A 25,658-nucleotide genomic window follows, 5' to 3' on the forward strand; every position below is an offset into this window, starting at 1 on the left:
TAGAATGAATTGAGTTTAAGCCATCCTGGAAGCGTTGTTCCGGGGACACGGAAAACGTGGCTCAGGTTCACGGAAGACATGTCTAACCCGCCAAAAAAACGGATTACCTTGCTGGGAGCAACCGGTTCAATTGGAACCAGTTGTCAGGATGTCCTACGGACCCACTCAGAGGGACTCGAATTTTTTGCGTTAACTGCACATTCCCGATGGCAGGAATTGGCGCAGGCCTGTGTCGAGTTCTCTCCACGCTACGCAATTTTGACAGGGATCAGCTCGACTTCGATTCCAGCAAACGCATTTCCTTCGAATGTTCAGCTACTTTTCGGCGAGGATGAAGTTGCTCGGGTCGCAACGGCACCGGAAGTCGACATTGTCGTATCCGCAGTGGTCGGTGCTGCCGGACTTCGAGGGACCTGGGAAGCAATTGAGGCTGGCAAGGCGATTGGTCTTGCGAATAAAGAGACAATGGTTGTCGCGGGGCCGCTCGTCACACAAATGGCGGCGAATTCCGGCTCGGTGATTATTCCTGTCGATAGCGAACACTCGGCAATTTTTCAGGCGTTGCAGTGTGGCACCTCCCAGGAAGTCAGTCGTCTGATCCTGACGGCCAGTGGCGGACCGTTTCGTACTTGGCCAAGTGACAGACTTCAAAATGTTACGGTCGCAGATGCATTGGATCACCCGACTTGGGACATGGGCCCCAAGATCACCATTGACTCTGCAACCATGATGAATAAAGCATTGGAAGTGATTGAGGCACGTTGGCTGTTCGGGGTGGATGCCGGACAGATCGACGTCGTTGTCCATCCCCAGTCGATCGTGCACTCGATGGTCGAGTTCATCGATGGATCGGTCGTGGCGCAATTGTCACCTCCGGATATGCGTCTCCCGATTCAATATGCATTGACCTGGCCAGAGCGAAAACGGGGAGTCTCCCCGAAGATTGACCTGACTCAGTTTATGAATCTGGAATTTGGACCACCAGACCGGGAGCGTTTTCCGGCTTTGGATTTGGGGTTTGAGGTCGCTCGTCTAGGCGGAACATCCGGGGCGGTGCTGAATGCGGCAAATGAAGTCGCAGTCGCGCGGTTCTTGGAGGGCGGATTAAACTTTTTGGATATCTCGCGACTGAGTCGTGAGATTTTACATGCTCACGAATTCGACGCGAATCCGACATTGCAAGATGTCATTCGCATTGATGATTGGGCTCGTGAGGAGGCTCACCGTTGGAAATCATGGACTTCACACTCTCCCTCATTAACACCACCTCACTACTCAACATCCTGATTGCTGCTATTGGCCTGGGGATGGTGGTTTTCTTCCACGAACTCGGGCACTTTCTCGTTGCCAAATGGTGTAACGTCTACGTCGAAAGATTCAGTATTGGCTTCGGCCCTGCGATCTGGGCACGTAAGTACGGCGAGACCGAATACGTACTCGGCTGCCTTCCATTGGGAGGCTACGTCAAGATGTATGGCCAGGACGATATGGATCCGAGCCAGATGACTGACGAGCAGGTCGCTGCGAATCCCCGTGCTTACAGTTCAAAAACTGTACTTCAGCGGATGGCGATCATTTCGGCTGGGGTGATCATGAACATCATCACCGGAACGATGTGCTTCATTCTCGTCTTCATGTGGGGGATCGACAAAGTCGATCGCGTCGCTGGTTCCGTACAGGTCGGCAAGCCAGCCTGGCGCCACGGCATGCGGGCAGGGGACACTCTCACTTCGATCAACGGCAGCCCGATCGAAGATTTCGACGATGTCACCCGTCATACCGCACTCTCTCCACGCGGCCCGATTCGTGTGACCGGGTTTCATGATGACGGCAAGACATTCGATCTGTCGCTTGAACCAGAAACATTCGAGATTCGCCGAATCATCGGGGTGGGCCCCGCCTATAGCCTGAATGTGATGGATAAATCCGAGGGAGTCGATTTCGGCCCAGCAATTCCGGGGTCGTCTGCTGACTCAGCGAAGTTTCATTACGGAGACCAGATTGTCGCTGTGGACGGCGTGAAAGTTGAAGACTCCCGCCAACTGTTTGCTGTCTTGAATGATCATGCAGCGAAGGCCGTTCAGGTGGAAGTTCTTCGCAAGGAAGTCGACGAGAAGGGGGCTCCAAAGCTCGACGACAAAGGTGACGTGATTCGTGAGACTGCTACCGTTGAACTCCCATCCCAGCCGTTTCTCGGTTCAGGCATCAAGATGGGCATCGGAAAGATTGTCGCGTTGCAAGAGGGCTCGGTTGCGGCTCAGGCTGGGCTGCAGGTTGGCGATCGCATCGCGAAAGTGAATGGACAGGATGTTGAACGTGATCTCGATCCGTTTCGACTGACCGAAATCTTCTCTGCCAACGCTGGGAAAGAAGTGATTGTCACCGTGACACGGGATGCGGTTCCCGGGGCCCCTGAAACGTTAGATCTGGTGCTGACTCCGGAAGATCGCGATCCGTGGTCGGAGCCGCCGACAATGACAAACAGCCCGCTTTCCATCCCTTCAATTGGGGTTGGGTACCATTTGGTTCCAACCGTGTTTGAAGTCCGGGAAGGAAGTCCCGCGGCCGCTGCTGGAATTAAGCAGCGAGATACGGTGACGAAGCTCGAGCTCACGAAAATGCCAGGAGTCTCAAAGGATGTTCTGAACCTGTTTGAGACCAGCTTTGAAATTGGAGAGCTGAATTGGGCACATGCATTCTGGACGATGCAGGAAAATGGACGGAGTGGGCCCGTCAAATTGACGATCAAACCTGCCTCCGCCGAGGCAGCCAAAACTGTTGAACTGACTCCTGCTCCGATTGAAGGATGGTTCGTTCCGACGACGCGCGGTTTATTGCTGAATGTTCAGCATGTGGAACGCAAAGCGAAAGATTTCCCCGAAGCGGTCAGCATGGGGGTGAGATACACAATCAACTCGGCTCAGGATATTTACCTGACGCTGCGTGGGTTGTTTACGCGGTCAATCTCACCTCAAGGGTTGAGCGGACCGATTGGAATCGCCAAGCTCGCATATCGATTCGCGGGTCTCGGACTGGCACATTTCCTGCTGTTCATTGGGTTGATCAGCATTAATCTGGCGGTGATCAACTTCCTGCCGATTCCCGTGCTGGACGGCGGGCATATGGTCTTCCTGTTGTGGGAAGGAATCTTCCGCCGCAAGCCGAGCGAAGCTGTTGTGATCCGAGCGACCTACTTCGGTCTCGCGTTTCTGCTGTCGTTGTTCGCGTTCGTGATCTTCCAAGATTTGTTTATTAGCAAGATTTAATAAGTGGTGTTGTTAATCTGCAGTTGAGGTTTGGCTCTTCAGGCCGGCTTGATCGAGTTTAATAAAATGAAAAGGCCCTCAGAAATGGGGGCCTTTTTTGTTTTTATAGTTCAATGGTAGATATCAGGATTGAATACTGTCTTTGTCGATCCGTTAGTGATTGCATTGTTATACAATGTGAAGTTGAGAGCGAAGAGGTGGCTGGATCTTTATGTGTAGGATTGGGTTGGGTTTGCGAAAAAAGCTTATCTGTTGTGCATTTTATTGCAGTTGGTCCAGTGTGGGGTGGTGAAAAATAGTTTCTGAAAAGTTGAGATTTTGTTTGAAACAAAGCTATTCAACTATTTTTGTGCGTTCTAAACGTAGAAGCGTCGTGACGAGAACTAATATGTGAGTGGGTGTTAAATTTCAGCGTCGATTGATTAATCTTCAGTCTTGGTCTCACTCATCGCATTAAGATCAGGCGGCTTGCTATTCAGTTTGCTCATTTTCTATGAGCACGGCGATTCTTCTTTACGTCAGGTCTCGTTCTCCTGACTGTACTTCACACGTCGGTAATCACATCCCTGAGGAGACTGCATTGTCACATCTGTCTGAAAATCCGTTCCAGCCTAAGTTCGGTAAGCGTCGCGGCTTTACTTTGATCGAATTGCTGGTCGTCATTGCCATTATTGCGGTGTTGATTGCGTTGTTGTTGCCGGCGGTTCAACAAGCCCGTGAAGCAGCACGCCGAAGCCAGTGCAAAAATAATCTGAAGCAGATCGGATTGGCTTTGCACAACTATCACGACATTCACAACATTTTCCCAATCGGGATCGTGAGACATAATCATTATGGAGATGGCTGGAACGCCATTGCCTAGTCGACTTTGGTACTTCCCCAAATGGATCAGACGGCGATCTATGAGAAGGTCAAATCTGAATCCCAGAATTTCGGGACAGAGGCCGCCTATGGCAGCACTGCAGTCGGTCGTACGCCGATCAACGTCTACATGTGTCCGACTGATCCGATGCAGGCGCTCAGCACCTACTACGAAGACGGCAATATGGCCAAGTCGAACTATGTCGGTTGTGCTGGCAACGAGTTTGTGGCCGACGGGAACTACAACCCGAATAGCTTTAAAGGAATGTTTGCAGTCAACGGTGCGTTTGGATTCAGGGATATCACCGACGGGTCTTCCAATACGATCATGGTAGGGGAGCGTGACGGCGGGGCAGCAGTCGGATCCGCTCGGTCAGCCCGAACGGCCTCGTGGTGGATTGGCTCAGACCACGTTGGCTGGAATGATCGCTGCTTCTCGTTTGCGGTATCAAGTTGGCCAATCAATTCGACAGGCGGCCTGTCCGGTGCATCTCAGAATCGAATCTTTGGAAGTTATCACACCGGTGGAGCCCAATTCATGATGGGCGACGGTCGCGTCGTCTTTCTGAACGAAAACATGAATGGAGGTACCTACGAAGCACTTGGTACCCGAGCCAAAGGCGAAATCGTTGGCGAGTTCTAATGTTCAGCTTACCGGTAGCTGCTCTCAATCAGCTATTGGCTCAGAATGTAGATTGCGTGTGTGGTTGTAGTTGAATACTCGCAAGTGAATTCAATTTGCTTGCGAGTATTTTTCTTCCTCAATTGAATGAGGAGTTTTCTGCATGGATGTGAAGGACTGCGGGCGGAAATCAATCGGACATTAATTAACGGTAGTAGATCAGGTGACATCGTCATGAAATTTCAATTATTGTCGCTCGCTTTAGTTGCTTCGTGTCTTTGGGGTTGTGGTAGCTCAACGACTCCTTCGTTGGCTCAAGTCAAAGGGAAAGTGGTTATTGACGGAAAGCCTGCTTCTGGAGTTTATGTTCAGTTCTCACCAGAAAACGGGCGGCTTTCTTCGGGGACAACCAACGCCGAAGGTGTTTATAGTCTCACGTACACTCCTGAGGCACAAGGTGCACTTCCAGGCAAGCACACTGTCAATTTCAACGTCCCTCCCACGGCAAATCAAAAAGCCGATTCTAAGATTCCAAAGTTGAAGGAGAACGCGAATGAGATGGAAATTAAGAACTTCAACGAAAGGTATAACCAACCTGTTCGCATCGCATACTCACAGCAGGTAGAAGTCAAGAAGGGGAACCAGGAAATCGACTTCGACCTGTCCGGTAAACTGGGCGAATCGAAGTAGGCGTGATCGAATTTGCGATAACGTTCCAGCTGCTTGCCACGTGATATCAAACTCGATAACTTCGCGGAAGAACTTTTTCTTCCGCGAAGTTTGAAGGACTCACGCATGGCTTTTACTCGCAATTTTCTGATTGCGGTCGTTTTGTTGCTCGCTACTCCGCTCGTTTCTCGAGCCGAATTTCAAGTTGGAGCAGCTGTGGTTGATGCCACTCCCAGCGACTTCCCCGTGACGATCAACGGCGGTTTTCTTGCACACTATGCAACTGAAGTGAAGACTGCGATCAATGTGCGGGCGTTTGTCTTGTCGCAGGGAGAAACTCAGGTGGCGCTTGTCGTTGTCGACAGCTGTATGATGCCACAGGATGTTCTCGACGAAGCGAAGAAATTTGTCGTCGATCGCACAGGCATTCCACACAATCATATCTGTATTTCTGCCACGCATACTCATACCGCTCCAGCCAGTGGGCAGGCGCTCGGGACCGATCCTCATCCCGGATATGCAGCGTTCCTGAAAACACAGATCGTTGAAGCGATTGCTTTAGCTCAGAGTCGCCTGGAACCCGCAAAAGTGGGTTGGGGTGAAATCGATGCTTCGGCTTACACAGCGTTGCGACGTTGGATTCGCCGACCCGACCGGATCGATCTGGACATTTTCGGGAATCCGACGGTTCGTGCGAATATGCATGCCGCTGCTGACTGGGACAATGTTGTTGGGGAATCCGGTCCAAAAGATCCCGCCTTGTCCCTCATCTCGTTTCAAACTCTCGATGGTCGTCCAATTGGAGTGTACGCGAATTTTTCGATGCACTACTTCGGCGATTCACCAATCAGCGCCGATTATTTTGGGTTGTTTGCCGAAGGACTGAAGAAGCGAATTGCTCCTGAGACTGATTTTGTCGGAGCAATGTCACATGGATGCAGCGGAGACATCTGGCGCCGAGACTACACGAATCCAGACGCACCTGAGTTTAAGCTGAATATCGAGCAATACACAGAAGCGATGCTGGAACTCGCCATGAAGGCTTACTCCAAGATCGAATACAAAGAAGATCCAAAGCTTGGGATGCAGGAATCTCGGATCACGATGAAATATCGTGTTCCAGACGTTCAGCGATTAGAGTGGGCAAAGCGGGTTATTGCTGATCTGAACGGCGAGAAAATGACAACGCTGGAGCATGTCTATGCTCGCGAACAGATTCTCCTGAACGAGCGGCAGGAACTCGAGGTGATTCTGCAGGCGATTGCAATTGGTGATCTGGCGATCGCGACGACCCCCACTGAAACTTACGCTCTCACTGGTTTGAAGATTAAGTTGCAGAGTCCGTTCCAGCATACGATGGTGCTTGATCTGGCGAATGGATCAGCGGGATATATTCCACCTGAAGAACAGCATCTGCTCGGTGGATACAACACCTGGGCAGCATTGAGTGCCGGACTTGAAGTCGGAGCAGAGCGTCGTATTGCAGAAGCGGACTTGTTGATGCTGGAGAAATTGGCAGGAACAAGCCGTCGCGACTATCGACAGTCTGCGGGCAACTCTGTTGAGCAGATCCTTAAACTGAAGCCAGCAGGATACTGGCGACTTGACGAATTCTCTGGTCCGCGTGCGAAGGATGCTTCCGGCAACCGCCGCGATGGAATCTTCGAAAAGCAAGTTGCTTACTTCCTGGAAGGGCCTCAGAACGCAGAGTTCTCTGCTGATCAGGACAAGAATCGGGCAGTCCAGTTTGTTGATGACAGGCTTCGAGTCGCAGATGATGGGCTCGGTCAACAGTACACCATTTCCGCATGGATCTGGAATGGTATGCCGAATGAAGGGCGGGATGTGACAGGTTGGTTCTTCTCCCGTGGACGCGATGAAGGTTTGGACTCGACCGGCGACCATCTGGGAATTGGAGGAAGCAGCGGGAACACTGGACGCCTGATCTTTGCTCACGGAAGCAGCGGGGAGACTCTTAGCGGCAAGACTGAGCTGACCCGTTGGACATGGCATCACGTTGTTTTGGTTCGGAATGGCGAGCAGGTCAAAGTCTATCTGGATGGTTCCTCCACTCCGGAGATTGACGCCAAAGTCGCTGCTCCGAATCTTCCGACGTACCCAGAACTCTTCTTTGGTGGTCGCTGCGATAATGTCGCCAACTTTGAAGGTCGAATGGATGAGATCGCTTTGTTCGATCGAGCCTTGACCGGTGAAGAAGTGGCGAAGTTGTTCCCGAAGAAGTAGTGACAATATCGTTACAGTGAATCGCAAGGCTGCCCCGCTTTTCTAAAGTCGGGCAGCCTTGTGCATTGTTACGGCGAGAGTCAGAATTGAGGGAACTGTCGAGACGAACTGACAATTGACGAGAAGTGAGTGATCAGCCGTGGCGGCACCAAGCGTAATTCTGAGTCGCGAAGAGTATGTTGAACAGGCGTATTTTTTTCGTGTGCTCCGTGAGCGAATTGAGAACGGGACGCCGATTCAGGAGATCTTGGTCGGTGTCCGCGAAGAAATTCTCGCGACGACCAAGTTGCCGATGGCGATCGATTTTCTGTTGGGCGAGTTGCAGTTCAAAGGTCGATTCGGCGAAGGAATGAATCGACTGCTGCATTATTTCACGCCATTTCAAGCGTTCGTTTTTCAGAAAGCCGAAGACGATCGTTCGAAGCTCGATTTTCAGATCGCTGTCCGAATTTTGGAGCGGGAGGCGGAGTTTCGCTCGGGGTCCAAGGTTTCTCCTGCTGCCCTTTTCATTTATCAGTTCGAGTGCATTACTCGAAATCGGCTCGGGTACGAGCAGGGGATGGTCGCCATCGCCGGCGATCCGCTCTTTGCAGGCAATTGGAAAACCTGGATCAACAAAGTGCAGTTCGATTTGGGGACTGTCGACTTTGCGTCTCTTGTCTATCAGCAATCGCAGCTATTTCTCGACGAAATCCGTCAACGTCGCCGTGAACCTGACTACGCATCGGATCACCTGCCTTTGTTCGACAGTCAGGCGGGACGAATCGCAAGAGCGAATCAGAACAAAGATCCTCTCTACTTCTTCGCAGCACTGCAACGGCAGCTTGGTTATCCAGTCGTTCCGAGACCAAAAGCGGAATCGAATGTGAATCCATTTAGTCCGCAAGCGGAATCCCGGTTTCAACGACTCGAAGCGAGAATCGCATTGCTCGAACAAGAGCAGCGCAACGGGCTGGACTTGTCACAGTTCTACAAGAGCCCCGATTCGGATGAAGGGGATAGTTCGGCCGGCTGAAGGCGACAACTGAAAGAGCCGCAGACGATTGTCCGCGGCTCTTGATTCTTAATGCGTTACTGCGAATTCGAAAAATTATTCGTTCGCTTCGATGGCGTCAGCTTTTCGCTCAGCTGCATCACCGACGGAATCCTTCAGATTGCTTCCTGCTTTCTCGATAGCATCAGCTTTTGCTTCGCCGGCGGCTTCGATGGCGTCAGCTTTATTTTCGGCTTCCTTGGTGACTGCTTCCCCAAGGATGTTCTTTCCAGCAGCGTTTCGGACTGTGTCGGCTGCATGGTCAGCCGTATTTCGAGTTGCTTCGGCAGCTTGATCGGTCTTGTTCTTGATCTCAGCTTCTACTTTAGCTGCATTGTCCCGGACCTTATCTGCTTCACGCTGGGCAGGCGTTTCGTTGCATCCTGACAGAACGCCGACGGAGAGCCCCAGAACAGCAAATGCGGTTGCCCAAGTGAACGTTTTCATGACAATTTTCCTTCGGTGAGTTACAGTCGACCCGCTCGTAGTCCAGTGACTTACGGCACGACGTTTTCATCTAACGGCTATCACAACGTCGTTAGAAAAGAAGGTAGCGAATGGCATACCGTAGCTGGTTTTGGCTGATTTTCGACGCGTGAAATGAAGTGGTGAAGCTGTGTGTGAGTGCTGTAAGGTTTGTTGGAGTAGATGTTTATGACGGGTTCGTGTTGGTGTGTGGTTCCCCTGGTTGCTAATGATTAGTTCTCAATCACATTGGGCGATGATCATCCAGAGGTGAACAAAAAACTCGAGGAGAACACGCGGTTGATGTTCTCTTCGAGTCAGGAAGTGTGACTGACGTGAGGATGCAGACGCCGCGACGGTAAGTTGCGATCACCCGCGACATGCCTCGCGTATTGATAGGTTACGATCTGCTGGAAAAAGCGTCTGTGAGCATTTGGAGCGATTGCGGAATCGCTTCGAGAGGAGGAGCTTTTCCTTCGAACTCAAGCGAGACGTACCCGTTGTAGTTGACATGCTGCAGGATGCTTGCGACCCGGTTGTAGTCGATGTCGAGCGTGTACCAGAGTCCATCTCCATAGTACGTTTTCGCCTGAACAAGTACCGCGTGCGGCGCGAGGACTTCCAACTGAGGGTACATGTCTTCGAGGAAATTTCCTGTGTCCATTGTGACTCTCAGCCAGGGAGAGTCGATCGCGTTGACAACTCTCATTACACCGGACGCGGTGCGTCCAAGGCCCCAGTGATTTTCAAGTCCGAGCGTTACCCCGCAGCGCTCCGCGACTTTTAGGCACTCGCCGAGGCTATCAATCACCCAACTGAAACCTTCCTCTTCCGTGCAGCCTTCACGAATCGGTTCAATTCCCCGATTCGCCATCAACGTGTCGAAATCTTTGCTGGTGCCCCATCGTCCTGTATTCACTCGTAACGTCGGAATCCCCAGAGCATAGGCGAGTTCGATACAGTGGTTTGTATGGTCGATGTTCTTTTGACGCTCTTCAGGGTCAGGGCTGACGAATCCTTGGTGAGTCGAGAATCCGCACAGATCGAGTCCGTTAATGAATGCACGTTTCTTGAGTCGCTGGAGAGTGGCATTGTCTTCCTGTTCCATCTGTCGATGAAGAATTTCGACGCCGTCGAAACCCATTTCTCCCGCCAGATCGATGCACTTTTCGACATCGCGAAGTTCATCGTTCTTGAATTGCCAGAACGAATAGGTCGAGATGGCGAATCTCTGTCGGCGCTTGATGGGGGATTTCTCGGCAGCAGCTTGAGGCTCGCTTTCGGCTGCCATTCCCATGTTGCTGCCGATGATTGCAACGGCAGCGCTCGCGATCGCTTCTCGGCGTGTCAGAAATGTCATCTCGGAGCCTCTCTTCGAAGGGGAGTGCGGAAATGTCAGTTCATCATGCACGAAACGGGTTGAAGTTCAAGGGGGATCGTGATTGTCCCGGGGAGGATCTGCAAGCGGATTTCATATTCGGTACGCAGCGTGGGCTGCAGCCCAGTCACCACACGCAGTTTTGGGACTATTCGACGCCAAGGAGGAATTCCGCTCCCTGAAACTTGCGCAATCGATTACATTCTGAAACAGGCCAATCAGAGAAATGTGTGGAAAGCATCGCGACTCCAATGAAGTGGTGTTTTCTTCCCAGATTCTGGTTTTGAATGTCTTATCCTCATCCTACTTTTCTTCAGCATCCATCAGAGCATTATGCCAACCGTCGATTACGAAGCACGTTTGAACTGTTCCCCGGAAGCCCTGTTCAATTTTTTGATCAGGCCAGCGAATATTTTGAAGGTGAGTGATCCGCAGGTTGGAATTTCGTTTACTTCTGCTCCTGAAGTTGTCGAACTGGGATCGAAAGTCGATTTTCAAGTGATCACCTTTGGGCAGGTGGTGAAGACCTCGGTTGAGATTACGAAGTTTGAGCAAAACCGGATTGTCGTCGAAACTCAAACCAGTGGCCCCATGAAATCGTGGGAACACATCTACGAGTACATTCCAACACCAGAGGGAGTGATCCTGCGGGATGTTGTTGATTTTCAGCTTCCGGGAGGTTTGCTCGGTTTGATGTTGAGTGAATCGAAAGTGCGGGACTATCTGGAAGATGGCTTCTACTATCGTGAACAGAAACTGAAAGCACTGATCGAAAAAGGAGAGTTGGTGTAGCTTCCAAGTTGTCCAGTAGCGCTCAGAGCATATGAGGGTGGGGTGTTCGCACATGTTCAAGCCTCCGAAGATCTCGTTCTTACGGAGCTTGAACGCCGCGATGACCGGGGTGCGTGACGCGGTTTTGGAGCAGAGGAACCTGCGGATTCACATATGCGTTGCGGTATTCGTGGTGGCACTGGCTGGGATGTTGCAGATTTCCAGCACACAGTGGGCGCTGTTGGCTCTCTGTGTTGGGATGGTGATCGGGGCTGAATTCATCAACACTGCGATTGAGACGGTCGTGGACCTCGCCTCGCCTGAATATCATGAACTGGCAAGGAAGGCGAAGGATATGTCTGCTGCTGCCGTGTTGGTGCTGTCGATGACGGCGGCGTGCGTCGGGGTGATCGTTCTGTGGGAGCCCCTTCTGCTTCTCATTGCCGGGGCATTCTGAGTCATTTGTTTCTCGACGGCGCTTCAAGCGTCCTCATTTATCGGGGAACTCGCATCAGAATCGCTTTGAGGCGGGAGTAGATTACGACGGTGGTCAAGGAATGATTGCAGCATGATCTGGGCTGCGATCATGTCGACTCGTTTCTTTCGCTGTTCGCGAGTCATGTTCACGCCGAGCATCAGGTCTTCGGCGATAGCGGAGGTGTATCTCTCGTCCCAGAACTCAACGGGGCGGTTGACCCATTGCGAGAGCTTTTTGCCATAGTTGCGGGCTTCTCTTGCTTTGAGCCCAACCTCGCCATTGATGTGAATAGGAAGTCCGACAACGAGAGCCGCGACTTCATACTCATCAACGACGGTTTTAAAATAGCGTGAATCGACCTGCTCGTTGACCCGTTGATGAATATTGATCGGGCTGGCAATGGTCTGATCGGATGAGGAAATCGCGAGACCGACACGTTTCGTGCCGTAGTCGATTCCTAGAAGTCTCCCCTTGGTGGGGTATGTCAGTGCAATCCCTGGAGTGTTCATTCCTTCAGTGTAGCTGAAGGAGAACTTTTGTCAGTCGATGCAGGCGCAATTGAGGCGTGTCGCAGTGACTGCAACTCGCCTGATTGCGACAATCGTGAGTGAGGCACTGCTTTGAAAAGTGCAGCTGCCCGGTGATGCAGGGAGTCAGGATTATTTGTGATACCCGAGCGAAGCAATGACGTCGTAAAGTTCTTCGAAAGTGATGAACCTTCGGCGGTTCTGCAACTTATACTGATCGACTGCCTTTGCGAGTTCGTCCACTTCTGGCCGGGAAGTGTTCCGGGAATCGGAAAACTGGCGACGTTCTCGAGCGGGTTCCCCATTGGGTTCAGAGCCGCGAGGTTGTCGGCGATCAACAAATGTGTTGTCTTCGGTGGAGGTGTTTTGCATGGTTGACCTCAATGTGAAATTTACGATTCAGCAAAAGCCTACTTCACATTTCCGGGTGAGGTGAGGACAATTGCCATTGAATCGAGAAATCATCACAAGAATGGTGGAAAATTGATTCCAAAAGGTGATGTCGGTTGAATGATCGTGCGTTCCAGACGATGATCGTTAAAATTTTGTGTCGATTGACCTTATATCTCGCCAGCTCAACGAATTCAGACCTTCTATGTCGACGAAAACTACCATTCTGGGAAGCGGTGCGATGGCAACCGCAATTGCCATTTTGCTGTCGGAACATGCGGGTCAGGATGTTTCAATTTGGACTCGCAATGAAGAAGCCGCCAAGCGGATTCTGAAAAGCCGCCAGAACGAGAAGCTGCTTCCGGGAATTTCAATTCCTGAAAGAGTGCAGATTACGCATGACATTCAGGAAGCAGTCGATGGATCGGAGTTTTTGGTTGCAGCGATTCCGTCACAATTTTTGCGATCAACTTTGGAGACACTGGCTCCTCATTTGACCAAAAATCGCCCGGTGATCAGTGTTGTGAAAGGGATTGAGAACAGCACCTTCCTGCGTCCCAGCCAGATTATCGAAGAGATTCTTGGAAGTCGGACAGTGGTCTCGCTGACCGGGCCAAGTCATGCTGAAGAGATCGCTCGACGCCTTCCTGCAAGTGTTGTCGCAGCCAGTGGCGATGTTGCATTCGCCCAGAAAGTTCAGTCGTTGCTGTCGACCGACCGCTTCCGAATCTATACGAACCAGGATTTGATTGGTGCTGAACTTGCTGGTGCGCTGAAAAACATCATCGGAATCGCAGCGGGCATTTGCGATGGTTTAGGTTACGGTGACAACGCGAAGTCGGCCTTGATGACGAGAGGAATTGTCGAGATCAGCCGGTTCGGAATTGCAATGGGGGCAGAAGCAGAGACGTTCGCTGGATTAGCTGGCATTGGAGACTTGATCACAACCTGCATCAGTCGACATGGTCGCAATCGGATGGTGGGAGAGAGGCTCGGTCGAGGTGAAACGCTGCAGCAGATTCTGGGGTCGATGGAGTCTGTCGCTGAGGGGGTCAGTACCACGCGGGCTGTTCACGATCTTGCCGAACAAAAGGGGATCGATATGCCAATTACAACACAGGTTTATCGGGTGTTGTTTGAAGGGGTGTCGCCTCGCGAAGTGACGGACAACCTGATGAATCGACCGCATCGCGGAGAGTAGGGCGTCGAGTTATTCACGAGATCGCTTCAGGGAGCTATTGATTGGCTCCCTGTTCGCATTTTTGAAGGGCACATTTTCAGCCGGCCGCCGCTGGTAAACTCTCATCTGAAGAGGGGATCTTGATTGTAAAGAAATCGCAGGAGACGGTTGGTATGAGATTGCGTCTGAGATCAGAAATCTGAAGAGACTACTTCCGAACCTGCGCGCGTTGCGAGTCCTGCGAGAATCTGGAGGTCGATACTCTCTGAGAGAAACGCAACCCGACCGTCTCCGAACAGGGCATTCCCCCCTTGTGGATGTAAGCTGTAGATGGAAGAATAAAAAGCTTCGGAGGTCAGGTCGGTTGGTGCGTTGATCGCCGTCTCCATTGGCAGACAGTTCGTACCGTCTCCCCAGGATGCGTAGGGAGGTGTTTTGCCAATGCACTCCAGAACGAGGAATGTGTTGCTCAGTCCATCAGGCACTTCACCGAGAGCGACAGGTGACTTCCGCGGATTCGGAGATTTCGCGTTGATGGGGACGAGCAGTCCTGCTGTCCAGCCCTCATCTGATCCGTATCCCGCTTTCATTCCTGTTCGTGAAGTTCCGTAGCAGCCTCCGTAGTCTGTGCCGCCGGGGCGATCTTTAGTGCTCGATGGACAGATCAGCGATGGAATTTTTGTCTGAGTGACTGACGAGTTTGTCACGCCGTTGCTGTTGAGTTCTTGATTGTCCCAGGCGAGGTTCCAATCGTATTTGTTGTAGAGCACACTTTGCTCGAGATACGGGAGCAGTCGAGTGCACCACGAATGGTTGAGAAAGTTCGCGAAGTCGGCACCTTCAGGAAACTGCTGTTTGGTTCCCGTGAAGCTATGGAGTGCGACACCGATTTGGTGAAGATTGTTCTTGCATTGAGTTCGTCTGGCGGATTCTCTCGCTTGTTGCACGGCAGGCATCAGAAGAGACGCAAGCACACCGATAATTCCGATGACAACCATCAGCTCAATGAGTGTGAAACCATGACGGTTTGCTGCGACTCGACGATTGATCTTCATCTGAAACTTTCGCTGAACAGTGATCGTCTGGATGGAGGTTCGGAGCGAGGGGCGATGCAGGCTTCACCTATGGAAGCGACCTGCTCCAACAATTTTGGAGTAGGTCGCTTCGCAAGTGCAGATCAACTGGCAAGAAAGTTCCAATTCAGAGTGTGTTTCTGCGAATTGGAGGGCTTCCAGTAGAGGTCCTGATTGTGCTTAGACTGCCTCTTCTTCCTCTTCCGGTGGGGTCAGTGATCCACCTTCGTACAGTGTGAACGTGTTCGTTTGGCTCGTCACGACGGAAAGAGGTGGGAATGGTCCCGGTACGGTGACGCCACCAATAGAGAGCGAATGAATTGTGAATGGAACAATGTTGTTTCGGCCAACGTTGGCCACGTACTTCTGTTTCGCAGAACGTCCATTTCCGATGTTGGATTTTTTGAACGTGAAAGTCTTGCCCTTGTAGCTCCCCGATGCGTTGATGGAAACGGCTCCACCCGTTTCGTTGACGAGGACGACAGTTGTGGTCACTGTTTTGCAGCCCGTCAGTGTCATGGCGACAGTTGCAAGCGAGTACGTCATCATTTGGCGGCGCGACATCGACATACAGAGAATCTTTCTATAACTGAAGTTGAACAAAACGAAACAGCGAAAAGCGTCGGAATCGACGGGTGATATTGCAATTCCGTAGCCATACTCCAACTCATTCGATGCGATTGTCAATGAGCTTTTCGCCGAAGAATGTGTGGTTTGTGGAAGTTGCGCAGTTTGCTAAAGAAGCCGCGCGTGTGAATATTGCTGTCACGTTTTCGAAGCCGAAACTTTGTGCAGAAGTGGCGGAAATTCTTTTTTCAGAATGGGATGCGTCAAGCGGTTGTTCGTGCTCAGGCGAGATGCTGGCCGGAATGTGATCGCTTGCGATGGTAATTTATGGGAATTGTTCCGGATCGGCCTTAGGGGGAAGGATGAACTGAGTCCAAAACCGCTCGTCGACCCGGCGATATTCAGTCGCATTCAGTTGCGGTTTCGCGACGGGTAGACGGAACGCGTTTGAGTAACGCCGCTGCAATTGTTCCGCCGAATCCGAGTGACAGTTTCAGGACCAGATCAAGTGGTCTCGCGGAAGCCGCAGCATGAAGCGTAAAGGGGAGGTCTGGTTCTGGGATCAGATGATTCACCGTGGGGGGGAGGACCTGCGTGGCGAGACTCAAAACGCAGAGAGCCGTCTCAACTGAGCCTGCACTTCCCATGAGATGTCCAATGGCACCTTTGATCGCAAATGCGGATGGAGTTCGGGGGACTCCTGCAAAAAGTCGTCGCAACCCCGCCGCCTCAGCTTCGTCGTTCAAGGGGGTGGCTGTGCCGTGGAGACTGATCGCGTCAATTTCAGAGGGGCTCAGGCCGCACTTCTTGAGAAGGCGCTGGGCTAGAATCGTGATTGATTCGCCCTGATTATCGACGCGTGTCAGTGCACTGGGATCTCCCCCGATGATTCCATCAACCCACTCTGCAAGAATCTCTGCTCCGCGTTCAATTGCGTGATTCCACTCTTCAAGAATCAAAACCGCAGCACCCTCGCCAACCGCGAATCCGCTTCTTGTCTGGTCGAACGGGCGACACGCCCTAGAAGGGGCATCGCCGGGAGCAGCCAGAACCCCTAGTCTGCGATAAGAGGAAAGTAGCCCTTGATGAAGCGACGAGTCGCTGCTACCTGCAATGACGACATTGCAATGGCCATCTCGGATCAAACCGGCAGCTGCGATCAAGCTGACGAGTCCTGTGGCGCATGCAGCGACCGGAGCAATCGCTCCTGCCGTACAGTGAAAATCTTGAGAGACCGCGGTTGCTGAGCAACTGGGGAAGAGGTGATTGACGAAGCCTCTCCTCTCTGTTTGATCTTCGCGAGTCGCGTCCACTCGCTGCAAATCGACTTTACTTGTGCCTATGACACACGCGGCTTCCCTGAGTGAATCTGGTGTGAGTCCCGATTGTTTCACTGCTTCAGCAGCGGCTTGTCGAGCAAGTGTGACAAGTCGATTCGAAGTGAGTTCCAGATCTGGAACGACTCCACCGAAGTATTTGGTCGAACTTTGATGCGGGAATGACTCGGTGAGGTTCCTCGGCAGCCAGTCGATAGCTTGGACGCCATCAAGAATGCCTTGCCAAGATGACTCTCGATCAAGGCCCAGCGGCGTGACCAGGCCGATTCCCGTAATCGCAATTCGTCGGCGTGTTGGAACTGAAAGAGAGTGGTTCATGACTGTCTGAAATGGCATACAAGCGATGCCATTCAACAGGTTTCATCGGCTCGACCATCATTCCGTTCCGCGCGGAAGGGGGCCGTTGACTCACTGTTCTCCGCGACGCGGAACCAGGCATGTTTCGAAAAAATAGGGATTAGGTGCGATTACTCTTCCTGCAGACCACAAATAGAACCAGTGCGACCATCGCTGCCGTAATTCCCCACTCAATGTACATCGGCTTTTGGATTACCGGTGCGGGCGGAGTTGTGGCATCTTGCGCAGTGCACGTTGTCGCAAGACTGGCGGCCACCCCACCGATCAGGAATCCGGAAGCTCGCGCAGCACGGATTGAATGGCGATCAAATTGATGCATGCTGGTCATGCCGCTTCTTTGGGGGACGTACGAAAGTGTTTTCTGATTGTCGTGAATTGGGAATCGTTTGAGAAGCGATCTTGAGTTGAGAATGTCTGAAAAGCGGGTCAGTTCGGCAGAGAGGATGGCGAAGCGGGAGCGGGAAAATCTCGCGATGGTTCCGGGGGGCAGTCACAAATATTCAGGTTCCCGGATGTGATTACATTCGACAGATCCTTCGGGAGCGGTCAAAATCGACTGCGTGAAATGGCTGTCCTGTGTTCAAACATAAGCTGCGACGTGAGCAATCAAACAATCCGAAATGACTCCGTGATCAGAGTTCCTGTCTGGGTGCAGTGGATTGCTTTTGGCAGCGTTCTCGTTCTGGCGTGTGGCGCAGAAATGGCGCGATGGCTGGATCGCGAGACGCGGGAGCAGTCTCTGGGTGGCTGGATGGCGGGGTCGGCTGCGAATTGGTTGCCGTATCTTCCCCTACTGCTGACTCTTCCGCTGTGGCTGAGGTTTCATGTGCGTGGGGCGAGTCCCCCCGCGAACGCCTCTTGGCACTTGTGGTTGGGGAAATCTGCCTCCTCGGAACAGAATCGACGCGGCTCGTTCCTCGCGGCGTTTTTTCTTTTTCTGCTGGCCTTTTCATTCAGCCGGATGGCAGGAAGTAATTATGAGGGGTATCCCCCTGCGTACCATGATGAATATAGCTACCTATTTCAGGCAGCCACCTACCTGACTGGCCATTGGGCGGTTCCGAGCCATCCGACCCACCCAGAATGGTTTGATCAGATGCATGTCCTGAATGAGGGGAATTTTGCCAGTCGGTATTTTCCGGGGACGGGGATCTGGCTTGCCCCTTTCGTTGCTGTTGGGAATCCGTGGTTAGGCCATGAAATTGCTCAGGCCATCTGTGCGATGATGCTCTTCTGGATTGGTCGGGAGATTTCCACCAATGGAATGGGACTCCTTGCTGGAATCATTTTTGCGACTTCTCCGGGAATGACTCTCTTCAGCACGATTCTGGTTGCGCACCATCCGACACTTGTTGGTCTCCTGCTTTTCGTGTGGGCGTTCCTTCGATGGCAGCGGAAGGGGGAGAATTGGACACTGTTGATTGCAGGAGCAGGATTGGCCTACGCGATGCTCTGTCGTCCGTTGACTGCGGCCGGTTTTGCGTTTCCTTTTGGTGTCTTCTTTGCGATCTGGTGGTTCTCAGGCTGGGGAAGGACCCCCAATGCAGACGAGGCACCGTCGAAGCACTCGTTCTGGGAGCGAACGCTCGCTGCTCTCTGTCTGGGGGGGCCGCTATTGATCGGCTTCGCCATTCTTGGTGTTTCGAACAAAGCCATTACCGGGGAAGCCTTCACATCCCCGTATCAGTTGTACAACGAAATCTACACCCCCAGTCACATTTACGGTTTCGACAATGTCGTCCGAGGGAAGCAATTGCCCGGAACGAAAGTGTTGACGAACTACGATTCATGGGCCGAGAATCTGACTCTCAGTTTGGCAGTTCGAAATGAATGGACCCGCATTGAAGCAAGCTTGAGATGGACGCTTGGAATCGTCCCGCTGCTGTTGGCGGGAATCGTCTGCCTATTGACTCCCAGGCTGGGCGATTCCCGATGGTCGCTGTTGTGGTATTCCATTCTGTGTCTGCATGTGATTTACATCCCGTATTGGTTTTCCGGGATCATGGGATGGCACTACGTGCTTGAGACCGCCCCGTTGTGGATTTTGATTTTCGCTGAAGGATCGGTCCGGCTGTGGAGGACATGGCGTGCCGGGGGAGAAGTGGGGATGCGCTGCTGGTGGGCAGCCTTGCTGCTGGTGACACTTTTGGTGAATTTTGTCACGGTTCCCCCGCTGTGGCCGGCGAAACTCGAGCAGGGAATGGACGAGCTTCGCTTTGCGAGAGGACGCTATCGTCAGTTTCGTCTTCAAGTTGATCAGTTGCGAGGAGGGAAAGATGCGCTCGTCCTCGTAGTCCCGGATGATTCCGATCGACATATGGACTACGTTACCAACTCTCCCACGATGACAGGGCCAGTGGTAATCGCCCGGATCCGAGATCCCGAGCAGTTTCGTGAGGCAGCGGCAGCGTTTCCTGACCGACTGCCAATCGTTTTTAATGCGGCCAAACGAGAGTTTCTCTTTCTGCGATAGCGGAAGTTGTTACGGTTTTTGTTTTGAATTGCTGAGCTGAAATGCGAGTCGGAATCTTTTCGGATACTCACGATCACCTCGATAACATTCGCAGGGCGGTCGCAGTTTTTAACGAACTGAACTGTGAGTGCGTGTTATTCGCTGGGGATCTTGTATCGACTTTTGCAATCCCTCCGTTACGACAGCTGAAGTGCAAGCTCTACGGGTGCTTTGGCGATAACGAAGGAAACCGAGTCGGCATCCTCGGGGGAATGAAAATCATTGGAGAACTCCGGGAAGCTCCCGCCGAATTCAGGCTTGCTGATGGGACGCGAGTTGTCGTGGTCCACATGAAGCGACAACTTCAGGGCTACCTAGGAGATTTCGACGTCGCTGTGTTTGGTCATACACATCGCCCCAGTGTCGAACGTGACGATCGGCAGCGTCTCTTTGTGAATCCCGGAGAAACATCTGGGTGGACTTATGGGAGTCCGACGGTTGGAATTCTGGAGACGACAACAGGATGCGTAGAAATTCTGCCGTTAGATACTTCAGTTCCGCTGCGAAGTTGGGATGAGGAGCGACGCTTGAATTCTCGCCGCAAGGATGGGACTGAATGAGTTCGATACGCCCCGAATGAAATCGCGTCGAGCCAGTCTTCATCGGGATTTCATCACTGAAAAAGAGTCCATTGCTAAAGTTGGATTTTGAATAATCCTAATTTCTCGTCTCGGCAGAATCGCCAAAGATGGCTATGATTGTGCAGCATCCCTCTGCTGATACGATGATGTAATATTTGGCTGCAGGATTCATTCTTAACGTGTCGGGTTCTCACACTGAAACCAGTAAGCCCCCATCGCCTCCGAAGCGGCAGTCGAATTGGAGTTTGCTGCGCCGACTGATTGATCTGGGGCTTGAGTATCGTGGCCCGTGTGCCGCCATGCTGGTGCTCGACCTTTTGCTGGTTTGTCTGGCGTTAGGAGGTCTGGGGCTGACCGGTGTTGCGATCGACTACATTCGCCATCAGGTTGATCCGAGTGCTCCAGCACCGCGATTTCCGTTCGGCTGGACTCATCCAGAATCACTGAGTGCCTTTGGGGTTGTCTGCCTGATTGCAGGAGCCGTTCTGACGTTTTCTCTCATCGGAGCGATCCTTAAGTATCTCAATGCAATCGCTTCGTCTGCACTCTCGCAACAAGTGCTCATTCGGGTTCGAACGGATGTTTACTCCAAGCTGCAGTTGCTGAACTTCAACTTTTATGATTCTGGAGAAAGTAGTTCGATCATCAATCGGGCCGCTGGCGATGCGAGTGCTGTTCGTAATTTTGTCGACGGTGTGATGATCAAGGTGCTGGCCACGATCCTCACGCTGAGCGTCTATCTTGTGTATATGTTCTGGACGAGCCCTCATCTGACGCTGGCCTGTCTGGCGTCGACGCCGCTGCTGTGGGGCGGTGCCGTCTTGTTCTCCCGCTCAGTTCAGCCGGCCTATCGAAAAGCAGGCGAACTGGGGGATGAACTGATTCGCGTACTGGTTGAAAACGTTCAGGGAGCCCACGTTGTCAAAGGCTTCGCTCGCGAACCACAGGAGGTGGAGAAGTTTCAGCGAATGACGGACAAGATCCGCACGCAAAAGTCATCCATTTTCTTTAAGGTCAGTGTCTTTCAGCCGATCATGGGATTGCTTACGCAGCTGAATATGCTGGTTTTGATCGGTTATGGAGGGATGCTGGTCATTCGGGGCGAACTCGCCCTTGGAGCTGGCTTATTTGTGTTCGCGAACCTGCTTCAGGAGTTTGCTGCACAGATCAGTCAGATCGTGAATATTGCAAATTCGATTCAGGCGAGTCTCGTTTCCGCGGAGCGTGTTTTCGAAGTGATCGATACACCCGTGGCGATTCAGAGTGCTCCGGATGCGGTTCGACTTCCTCAGGCTCGCGGAGCGATCGAGTTTGAAAATGTATCGTTCAATTATCAGTCATCGCAGCCCGTTCTCAGTCAGGTATCGTTCACCGTGAGTCCCGGAGAACGGGTCGGAGTGACGGGAGAGACCGGAGCGGGTAAGAGCACGCTCCTCAGTCTGATGATGCGGTTTTACGATGTCTCTTCTGGTCGGATTACACTCGACGGTCATGACCTCCGTGATCTGAATCTTGATGATCTCCGCCGCAATATCGGCCTGGTCTTTCAGGAGAGTTTTCTATTCAGCCACTCCGTCGCAGCGAATATTGCGTTCGGGCGTCCTGATGCATCACCGGAAGAAATTGGACGAGCAGCGGAACTGGCATCAGCTGATGATTTCATTTCTGAATTGCCAGAACGGTTCGAAACCGTGGTCGGTGAACATGGTGCCAACCTCTCTGGTGGGCAGCGTCAACGATTGGCGTTGGCTCGGGCACTTCTGCTAAATCCTCCGATTCTGCTGCTGGATGATGCCACTGCGTCCGTTGACCCTGACACAGAACACGAAATTGAGCGGGCGATTCAAACAGCGATGAAGGATCGAACGACTCTCGTGGTTTCGAATAGAATTTCCACTCTCAGGCGTGCCCATCGAATCATCGTTCTCGAACAGGGAAAAATCACAGCCACCGGAACGCATGCTGAGTTGTTAAAGACTTCGGATTACTACAGGACACTGAACGAGTTGCAGAGTTCTCATGATTCCCGGTCTAGTTCTACCTCGATCCCGGAGCGAGTGTAATGGCGCGTGTCAGTACTCTGGATCGAACGCTCACTCGCCATGTGGAACGGCAGGAAGAGCGGCAACGTCCGCTGGATTTCCGACTCATTCTGCGCCTGCTGGAGTTCACCCGGCCTTATCGGTCGCTTCGAATTTTCCTGATGATCAGTGTGGTGTTGCGTTCCATCCAACTTCCCGCTCTCACGTTGTGTGTTGCATCGGTGATCAATGGACCGATTGCGAAGCATGACGTGAACGGTGTCGTCTTGGGGGGGATCGTTTTTTTTCTGCTCGCTCTCTCGACACAAGTTGTCATGCATTTTCGCCAGAAGCTCGCACTGGATCTGGGGGAAGCGGTTGTCTGCGACCTGCGCAACGCACTCTTTCGTCATCTGCAAACATTTCGAATGAGATGGTTTCATGAAACGCGAGTGGGGCGAGTCATCAGTCGAATGACTTCGGATATCGAGGATGTTCGTGTCGGTGTGCAGGAAGTGTTATTCGTGACCATGGTTCAGGTCGGACAGATGGGAGTCGCTGCAATTGCGATGCTCTGGTACGACTGGCAGTTGTTCCTGCTTGTTTTAGGGCTGGCACCTGTCCTGTGGTTAATTAACCATCATTTCCATCGGCGCCTCAGCAAGAACCTGAGAAATCTGCGGGAATCGTTCAGCCGTGTGACGGCGACGCTAGCTGAGTCGGTCGTGGGAATTCGGGTGACGCAGGCATTCGTCCGGCAGCAAGAGAACTCGAACATTTTTGAAGACCTCGCAGAAGACCATTCTCGCTACAACTCTGCACTGTTGAAGACGCAAGGATTGTTTCTCCCGCTGCTGGATCTGAATAGTCAGGTATTTATCGTGCTTCTGCTCCTCGTGGGTGGATACCGCGTTCTGCAACCGGATCATCCGATGGACATCGGGAATCTGATCGGCTTCTTCTTTATGGCGAATCTGTTCTTCGCTCCCGTACTGGTGATCGGGAACCAATACAATCAGGCGATGACCGCCATGGCAGGAGCGGAGCGACTTTTCAACCTGCTTGATACGCCGCCTGAATGGTCTGATGCAATTGGTGCCAAACCACTCACGTCTGTCGCGGGGAAAGTCGAAGTCCGTGATGTGACGTTCGGATACAATCCGTCCCGACCGGTGCTGCACAACGTCAGTTTTCAGGCGGAAGCGGGGCAAATGATTGCTCTCGTCGGGGCGACGGGAAGTGGGAAGTCGAGCATCATCAATCTGGTGGCGAAATTCTATTTGCCGCAGTCAGGCGAGATTCTTCTTGACGGAATACCACTCAGGGACATCCAGGCGGATTCGCTCCATCAACACATGGGGATTGTGCTCCAGAATAACTTTCTGTTCTACGGAACGGTTGCCGATAACATCCGATTCGGAAAGCCGGGAGCGACTGACGCTGAGATTCGAGAGGTCCTTGTACGCTTAGGCTGCCCCGATCTCATCGATTCACTCTCCAATGGTCTTGCCACGCAGGTGGGCGAACGTGGAGCGATTCTCTCGTCCGGTCAGAGGCAGCTCATTTGTTTCGCTCGAGCATTGATTGCGAATCCGAGTATTCTCGTACTCGATGAAGCGACCAGTAGTATTGATAGCGCCACCGAAGCCCGCTTGCAGGCTGCTTTGAGTGTATTGATTGAGGGGCGAACCAGTTTTGTCGTGGCGCACCGATTGAGCACGATTCGGGACGCGGATCTTGTCCTCGTGCTCGATCATGGGCACATCGTTGAACGTGGACAGCACGACGATTTGATCAAGCAGGGTGGAATCTATGCATCGCTGCACCAGAAGTTTGTGCAGGCCTAGGTTTCCTCTCGTGCCGCGGGTCTAGGCGAGAATTTCTTTGACAACATGACCATGGACATCAGTCAGGCGGAAACGACGTCCCTGAAAACGGTAGGTGAGACGTTCGTGATCCATTCCAAGCAAGGCGAGAATTGTCGCTTGCAGGTCATGGATATGAACGGGATTTTCGACGATGTTGTACCCGTACGGGTCTGTTTCTCCGAAAGACATTCCCCCTTTGATTCCACCGCCAGCCATCCACATCGAGAAGCATCGTGGATGGTGATCGCGGCCGAATCCGGGATTCAGTTTTCCCTGACAGTAATTGGTGCGGCCGAATTCACCTCCCCAGATGACCAACGTGTCATCCAGCATGCCGCGTTGTTTCAAGTCCGTGATGAGAGCCGCTGAGGCTTGGTCCGTCTGTTTCGCTTCCGACTGGATTCCGCCGTGAACGCCCCCGTGGTGGTCCCAATCCTGATGATAGAGCTGAATGAACCGCACTCCGCGTTCAGCAAGTCGCCTTGCCAGAAGGCAGTTCGCAGCGAATGTTCCCGGATTTCGTGATTCCTCTCCGTAGAGCTTGAAAGTTTCCTCGGTTTCCTGTGACAGATCTGTTGCTTCCGGAATGGAACCCTGCATGCGGAACGCAAGTTCGTACTGGGCAATGCTGTTTTCAATGAGAGGGTCCGCATTATTCTGAGTGCTGATCTTTTCCAGCTTCGCCATTGCATCGAGCATGTTACGACGATGTGACGCTGGAAGGTCGCCCGGATTGCCGAGGTAGAGAACAGGGTCTTTCCCCCCCCGGAACTGCACTCCCTGATAGCGGGAAGGGAGGAACCCATTACCCCAGAGTCGCGATGCGAGTGGCTGGCCTGATTTGTCCTTCGTCAACATCACCACGAACGCTGGCAAGTTCGCGTTTTCAGAACCGAGTCCATAGTTCGCCCACGCTCCGATACAGGGACGTCCCGGGAATTGTGAGCCGGTTTGCATAAAGGTGACGGCCGGCCCATGGTTGATGGCGTCGGTATGCATCGATTTAATGATGCACAAGTCGTCGACCACTTTGGCAGTATGCGGAAGTACCTCGCTCAGCCATGCTCCAGATTCACCGTGTTGTTGAAATTTGAATGGGGAGCCCACAAGTGAAAACTGGGCTTGGCTCGCACTCATTCCGGTGAGCCGTTGTGTTCCACGCACTTCCGCTGGGAGTTCGGTTCCTTCCTTCTCTTTCAAGAGAGGCTTGTAATCGAAGAGATCCATCTGGGATGGTCCTCCCGACTGAAACAGGAAGATGACTCGCTTCGCCTTGGCTGGAAAGTGAGGCGCATTGAAATCGACCGAATCCTGATGTGCAGATAGGTTCGATTTCATCAGATCTGATAATGCGAACGCACCCAGTCCCATGCCAAACCGTTCCAGAAAGGTTCGGCGAGACTGGACAGACTCTGTTTGATTGCAGCGTTGATGATTCATGTCTTCCACTCCCAACGT

Annotated in this window: 22 protein-coding genes and 1 pseudogene; 14 read left to right on the forward strand and 9 right to left on the reverse strand. The window is 52.4% G+C overall.

The features are described from left to right. Positions 1-78 precede the first annotated feature (78 nt). The 6 genes and pseudogenes from dxr to SH668x_RS03910 all read left to right on the forward strand — a co-directional run bounded on the left by dxr (position 79) and on the right by SH668x_RS03910 (position 8,677). Positions 79-1,287, forward strand: a complete 1,209-nt coding sequence (gene dxr, locus SH668x_RS03885; protein WP_437187385.1) for a 1-deoxy-D-xylulose-5-phosphate reductoisomerase — start codon at positions 79-81, stop codon at positions 1,285-1,287. Further along, entirely contained in the window at positions 1,236-3,266 is a 2,031-nt protein-coding gene (gene rseP, locus SH668x_RS03890; protein ID WP_437187386.1) for an RIP metalloprotease RseP, read from the forward strand. Before dxr ends, rseP begins: the two co-directional genes overlap by 52 nt. A gap of 589 nt (positions 3,267-3,855) precedes the next feature. Then, positions 3,856-4,770, forward strand: a pseudogene (locus SH668x_RS03895) (DUF1559 family PulG-like putative transporter). A 213-nt stretch (positions 4,771-4,983) separates the two neighbouring features. Next, positions 4,984-5,439: a carboxypeptidase regulatory-like domain-containing protein gene (locus SH668x_RS03900; RefSeq protein ID WP_437187387.1), complete on the forward strand. Its 456-nt coding sequence runs from the start codon at positions 4,984-4,986 to the stop codon at positions 5,437-5,439. Positions 5,440-5,544: 105 nt separating this feature from the next. Next, positions 5,545-7,662 (forward strand): LamG-like jellyroll fold domain-containing protein, encoded by a 2,118-nt coding sequence (locus tag SH668x_RS03905; RefSeq protein ID WP_437187388.1) that lies wholly within the window; start codon positions 5,545-5,547, stop codon positions 7,660-7,662. A 139-nt stretch (positions 7,663-7,801) separates the two neighbouring features. Then, positions 7,802-8,677: a hypothetical protein gene (locus tag SH668x_RS03910; protein ID WP_437187389.1), complete on the forward strand. Its 876-nt coding sequence runs from the start codon at positions 7,802-7,804 to the stop codon at positions 8,675-8,677. A gap of 75 nt (positions 8,678-8,752) precedes the next feature. On the opposite strand, the gene SH668x_RS03915 is transcribed toward SH668x_RS03910, so the two are convergent. Continuing rightward, complete coding sequence (locus tag SH668x_RS03915; protein WP_437187390.1) at positions 8,753-9,142, reverse strand: hypothetical protein; 390 nt, start codon at positions 9,140-9,142, stop codon at positions 8,753-8,755. A 418-nt stretch (positions 9,143-9,560) separates the two neighbouring features. Then, positions 9,561-10,520, reverse strand: coding sequence for a sugar phosphate isomerase/epimerase family protein (locus tag SH668x_RS03920; RefSeq protein WP_437187391.1), 960 nt, complete (start codon positions 10,518-10,520; stop codon positions 9,561-9,563). A 351-nt stretch (positions 10,521-10,871) separates the two neighbouring features. On the opposite strand from SH668x_RS03920, the gene SH668x_RS03925 reads away from it, so the two are divergent. Beyond that, entirely contained in the window at positions 10,872-11,330 is a 459-nt protein-coding gene (locus SH668x_RS03925; RefSeq protein WP_437187392.1) for an SRPBCC family protein, read from the forward strand. 52 nt (positions 11,331-11,382) lie between these two features. Beyond that, entirely contained in the window at positions 11,383-11,766 is a 384-nt protein-coding gene (locus tag SH668x_RS03930) for a diacylglycerol kinase family protein (protein WP_437187393.1), read from the forward strand. Between the two features lie 23 nt (positions 11,767-11,789). Here SH668x_RS03930 and ruvX read toward each other — a convergent pair whose 3' ends face one another. Beyond that, positions 11,790-12,296 (reverse strand): Holliday junction resolvase RuvX, encoded by a 507-nt coding sequence (ruvX, locus tag SH668x_RS03935; protein WP_437187394.1) that lies wholly within the window; start codon positions 12,294-12,296, stop codon positions 11,790-11,792. A gap of 150 nt (positions 12,297-12,446) precedes the next feature. Further along, entirely contained in the window at positions 12,447-12,686 is a 240-nt protein-coding gene (locus SH668x_RS03940) for a hypothetical protein (RefSeq protein ID WP_437187395.1), read from the reverse strand. Positions 12,687-12,909: 223 nt separating this feature from the next. On the opposite strand from SH668x_RS03940, the gene SH668x_RS03945 reads away from it, so the two are divergent. Next, a complete protein-coding gene (locus tag SH668x_RS03945; RefSeq protein WP_437187396.1) occupies positions 12,910-13,905 on the forward strand; it encodes an NAD(P)H-dependent glycerol-3-phosphate dehydrogenase in 996 nt (331 codons plus the stop codon). 170 nt (positions 13,906-14,075) lie between these two features. Here the strand turns inward: SH668x_RS03945 and SH668x_RS03950 are convergent, their stop codons facing one another. Further along, positions 14,076-14,939, reverse strand: coding sequence for a DUF1559 family PulG-like putative transporter (locus SH668x_RS03950; RefSeq protein WP_437187397.1), 864 nt, complete (start codon positions 14,937-14,939; stop codon positions 14,076-14,078). Positions 14,940-15,137: 198 nt separating this feature from the next. Continuing rightward, positions 15,138-15,527 (reverse strand): hypothetical protein, encoded by a 390-nt coding sequence (locus SH668x_RS03955; protein ID WP_437187398.1) that lies wholly within the window; start codon positions 15,525-15,527, stop codon positions 15,138-15,140. A gap of 116 nt (positions 15,528-15,643) precedes the next feature. Here SH668x_RS03955 and SH668x_RS03960 point away from each other — a divergent pair, with 116 nt between their 5' ends. Continuing rightward, positions 15,644-15,832, forward strand: a complete 189-nt coding sequence (locus tag SH668x_RS03960) for a hypothetical protein (protein ID WP_437187399.1) — start codon at positions 15,644-15,646, stop codon at positions 15,830-15,832. A gap of 93 nt (positions 15,833-15,925) precedes the next feature. Here SH668x_RS03960 and SH668x_RS03965 read toward each other — a convergent pair whose 3' ends face one another. Both SH668x_RS03965 and SH668x_RS03970 read right to left on the reverse strand, forming a co-directional pair. After that, positions 15,926-17,197 carry a beta-ketoacyl-[acyl-carrier-protein] synthase family protein gene (locus SH668x_RS03965; protein WP_437187400.1) on the reverse strand — a complete coding sequence of 424 codons (1,272 nt, stop codon included), beginning with the start codon at positions 17,195-17,197 and terminating at the stop codon, positions 15,926-15,928. Between the two features lie 121 nt (positions 17,198-17,318). Continuing rightward, positions 17,319-17,546 carry a hypothetical protein gene (locus SH668x_RS03970; RefSeq protein WP_437187401.1) on the reverse strand — a complete coding sequence of 76 codons (228 nt, stop codon included), beginning with the start codon at positions 17,544-17,546 and terminating at the stop codon, positions 17,319-17,321. Positions 17,547-17,816: 270 nt separating this feature from the next. Between SH668x_RS03970 and SH668x_RS03975 the strand changes: the two genes are divergently transcribed. From SH668x_RS03975 to SH668x_RS03990, 4 genes are all read left to right on the forward strand, one after another. Beyond that, on the forward strand, positions 17,817-19,691 hold the full coding sequence (locus SH668x_RS03975; protein ID WP_437187402.1) for an ArnT family glycosyltransferase: 1,875 nt from the start codon (positions 17,817-17,819) through the stop codon (positions 19,689-19,691). A gap of 41 nt (positions 19,692-19,732) precedes the next feature. Beyond that, positions 19,733-20,290: a metallophosphoesterase gene (locus SH668x_RS03980; RefSeq protein WP_437187403.1), complete on the forward strand. Its 558-nt coding sequence runs from the start codon at positions 19,733-19,735 to the stop codon at positions 20,288-20,290. Between the two features lie 200 nt (positions 20,291-20,490). Beyond that, positions 20,491-22,374, forward strand: a complete 1,884-nt coding sequence (locus SH668x_RS03985; protein ID WP_437187404.1) for an ABC transporter ATP-binding protein — start codon at positions 20,491-20,493, stop codon at positions 22,372-22,374. Continuing rightward, a complete protein-coding gene (locus SH668x_RS03990; RefSeq protein WP_437187405.1) occupies positions 22,374-24,179 on the forward strand; it encodes an ABC transporter ATP-binding protein in 1,806 nt (601 codons plus the stop codon). Before SH668x_RS03985 ends, SH668x_RS03990 begins: the two co-directional genes overlap by 1 nt. 21 nt (positions 24,180-24,200) lie before the next feature. Here SH668x_RS03990 and SH668x_RS03995 read toward each other — a convergent pair whose 3' ends face one another. After that, on the reverse strand, positions 24,201-25,640 hold the full coding sequence (locus SH668x_RS03995; protein ID WP_437187406.1) for a DUF1501 domain-containing protein: 1,440 nt from the start codon (positions 25,638-25,640) through the stop codon (positions 24,201-24,203). Positions 25,641-25,658: the final 18 nt, after the last annotated feature.

It is taken from the genome of Planctomicrobium mucosum (assembly GCF_051466335.1).
In the GTDB taxonomy this organism is placed as follows: domain Bacteria; phylum Planctomycetota; class Planctomycetia; order Planctomycetales; family Planctomycetaceae; genus Planctomicrobium.

Bases quoted from the DNA above. Each gene is read 5' to 3' on its own strand.
- dxr (WP_437187385.1), top strand. From the start codon at position 79: ATGTCTAACCCGCCAAAAAAACGGATTACCTTGCTGGGAGCAACCGGT.
- rseP (WP_437187386.1), top strand. From the start codon at position 1,236: ATGGACTTCACACTCTCCCTCATTAACACCACCTCACTACTCAACATC.
- SH668x_RS03900 (WP_437187387.1), top strand. From the start codon at position 4,984: ATGAAATTTCAATTATTGTCGCTCGCTTTAGTTGCTTCGTGTCTTTGG.
- SH668x_RS03905 (WP_437187388.1), top strand. From the start codon at position 5,545: ATGGCTTTTACTCGCAATTTTCTGATTGCGGTCGTTTTGTTGCTCGCT.
- SH668x_RS03915 (WP_437187390.1), bottom strand. From the start codon at position 9,142: ATGAAAACGTTCACTTGGGCAACCGCATTTGCTGTTCTGGGGCTCTCC.
- SH668x_RS03920 (WP_437187391.1), bottom strand. From the start codon at position 10,520: ATGACATTTCTGACACGCCGAGAAGCGATCGCGAGCGCTGCCGTTGCA.
- SH668x_RS03925 (WP_437187392.1), top strand. From the start codon at position 10,872: ATGCCAACCGTCGATTACGAAGCACGTTTGAACTGTTCCCCGGAAGCC.
- SH668x_RS03930 (WP_437187393.1), top strand. From the start codon at position 11,383: ATGTTCAAGCCTCCGAAGATCTCGTTCTTACGGAGCTTGAACGCCGCG.
- ruvX (WP_437187394.1), bottom strand. From the start codon at position 12,296: ATGAACACTCCAGGGATTGCACTGACATACCCCACCAAGGGGAGACTT.
- SH668x_RS03940 (WP_437187395.1), bottom strand. From the start codon at position 12,686: ATGCAAAACACCTCCACCGAAGACAACACATTTGTTGATCGCCGACAA.
- SH668x_RS03945 (WP_437187396.1), top strand. From the start codon at position 12,910: ATGTCGACGAAAACTACCATTCTGGGAAGCGGTGCGATGGCAACCGCA.
- SH668x_RS03950 (WP_437187397.1), bottom strand. From the start codon at position 14,939: ATGAAGATCAATCGTCGAGTCGCAGCAAACCGTCATGGTTTCACACTC.
- SH668x_RS03955 (WP_437187398.1), bottom strand. From the start codon at position 15,527: ATGTCGATGTCGCGCCGCCAAATGATGACGTACTCGCTTGCAACTGTC.
- SH668x_RS03960 (WP_437187399.1), top strand. From the start codon at position 15,644: ATGAGCTTTTCGCCGAAGAATGTGTGGTTTGTGGAAGTTGCGCAGTTT.
- SH668x_RS03965 (WP_437187400.1), bottom strand. From the start codon at position 17,197: ATGCCATTTCAGACAGTCATGAACCACTCTCTTTCAGTTCCAACACGC.
- SH668x_RS03970 (WP_437187401.1), bottom strand. From the start codon at position 17,546: ATGACCAGCATGCATCAATTTGATCGCCATTCAATCCGTGCTGCGCGA.
- SH668x_RS03980 (WP_437187403.1), top strand. From the start codon at position 19,733: ATGCGAGTCGGAATCTTTTCGGATACTCACGATCACCTCGATAACATT.
- SH668x_RS03990 (WP_437187405.1), top strand. From the start codon at position 22,374: ATGGCGCGTGTCAGTACTCTGGATCGAACGCTCACTCGCCATGTGGAA.
- SH668x_RS03995 (WP_437187406.1), bottom strand. From the start codon at position 25,640: ATGAATCATCAACGCTGCAATCAAACAGAGTCTGTCCAGTCTCGCCGA.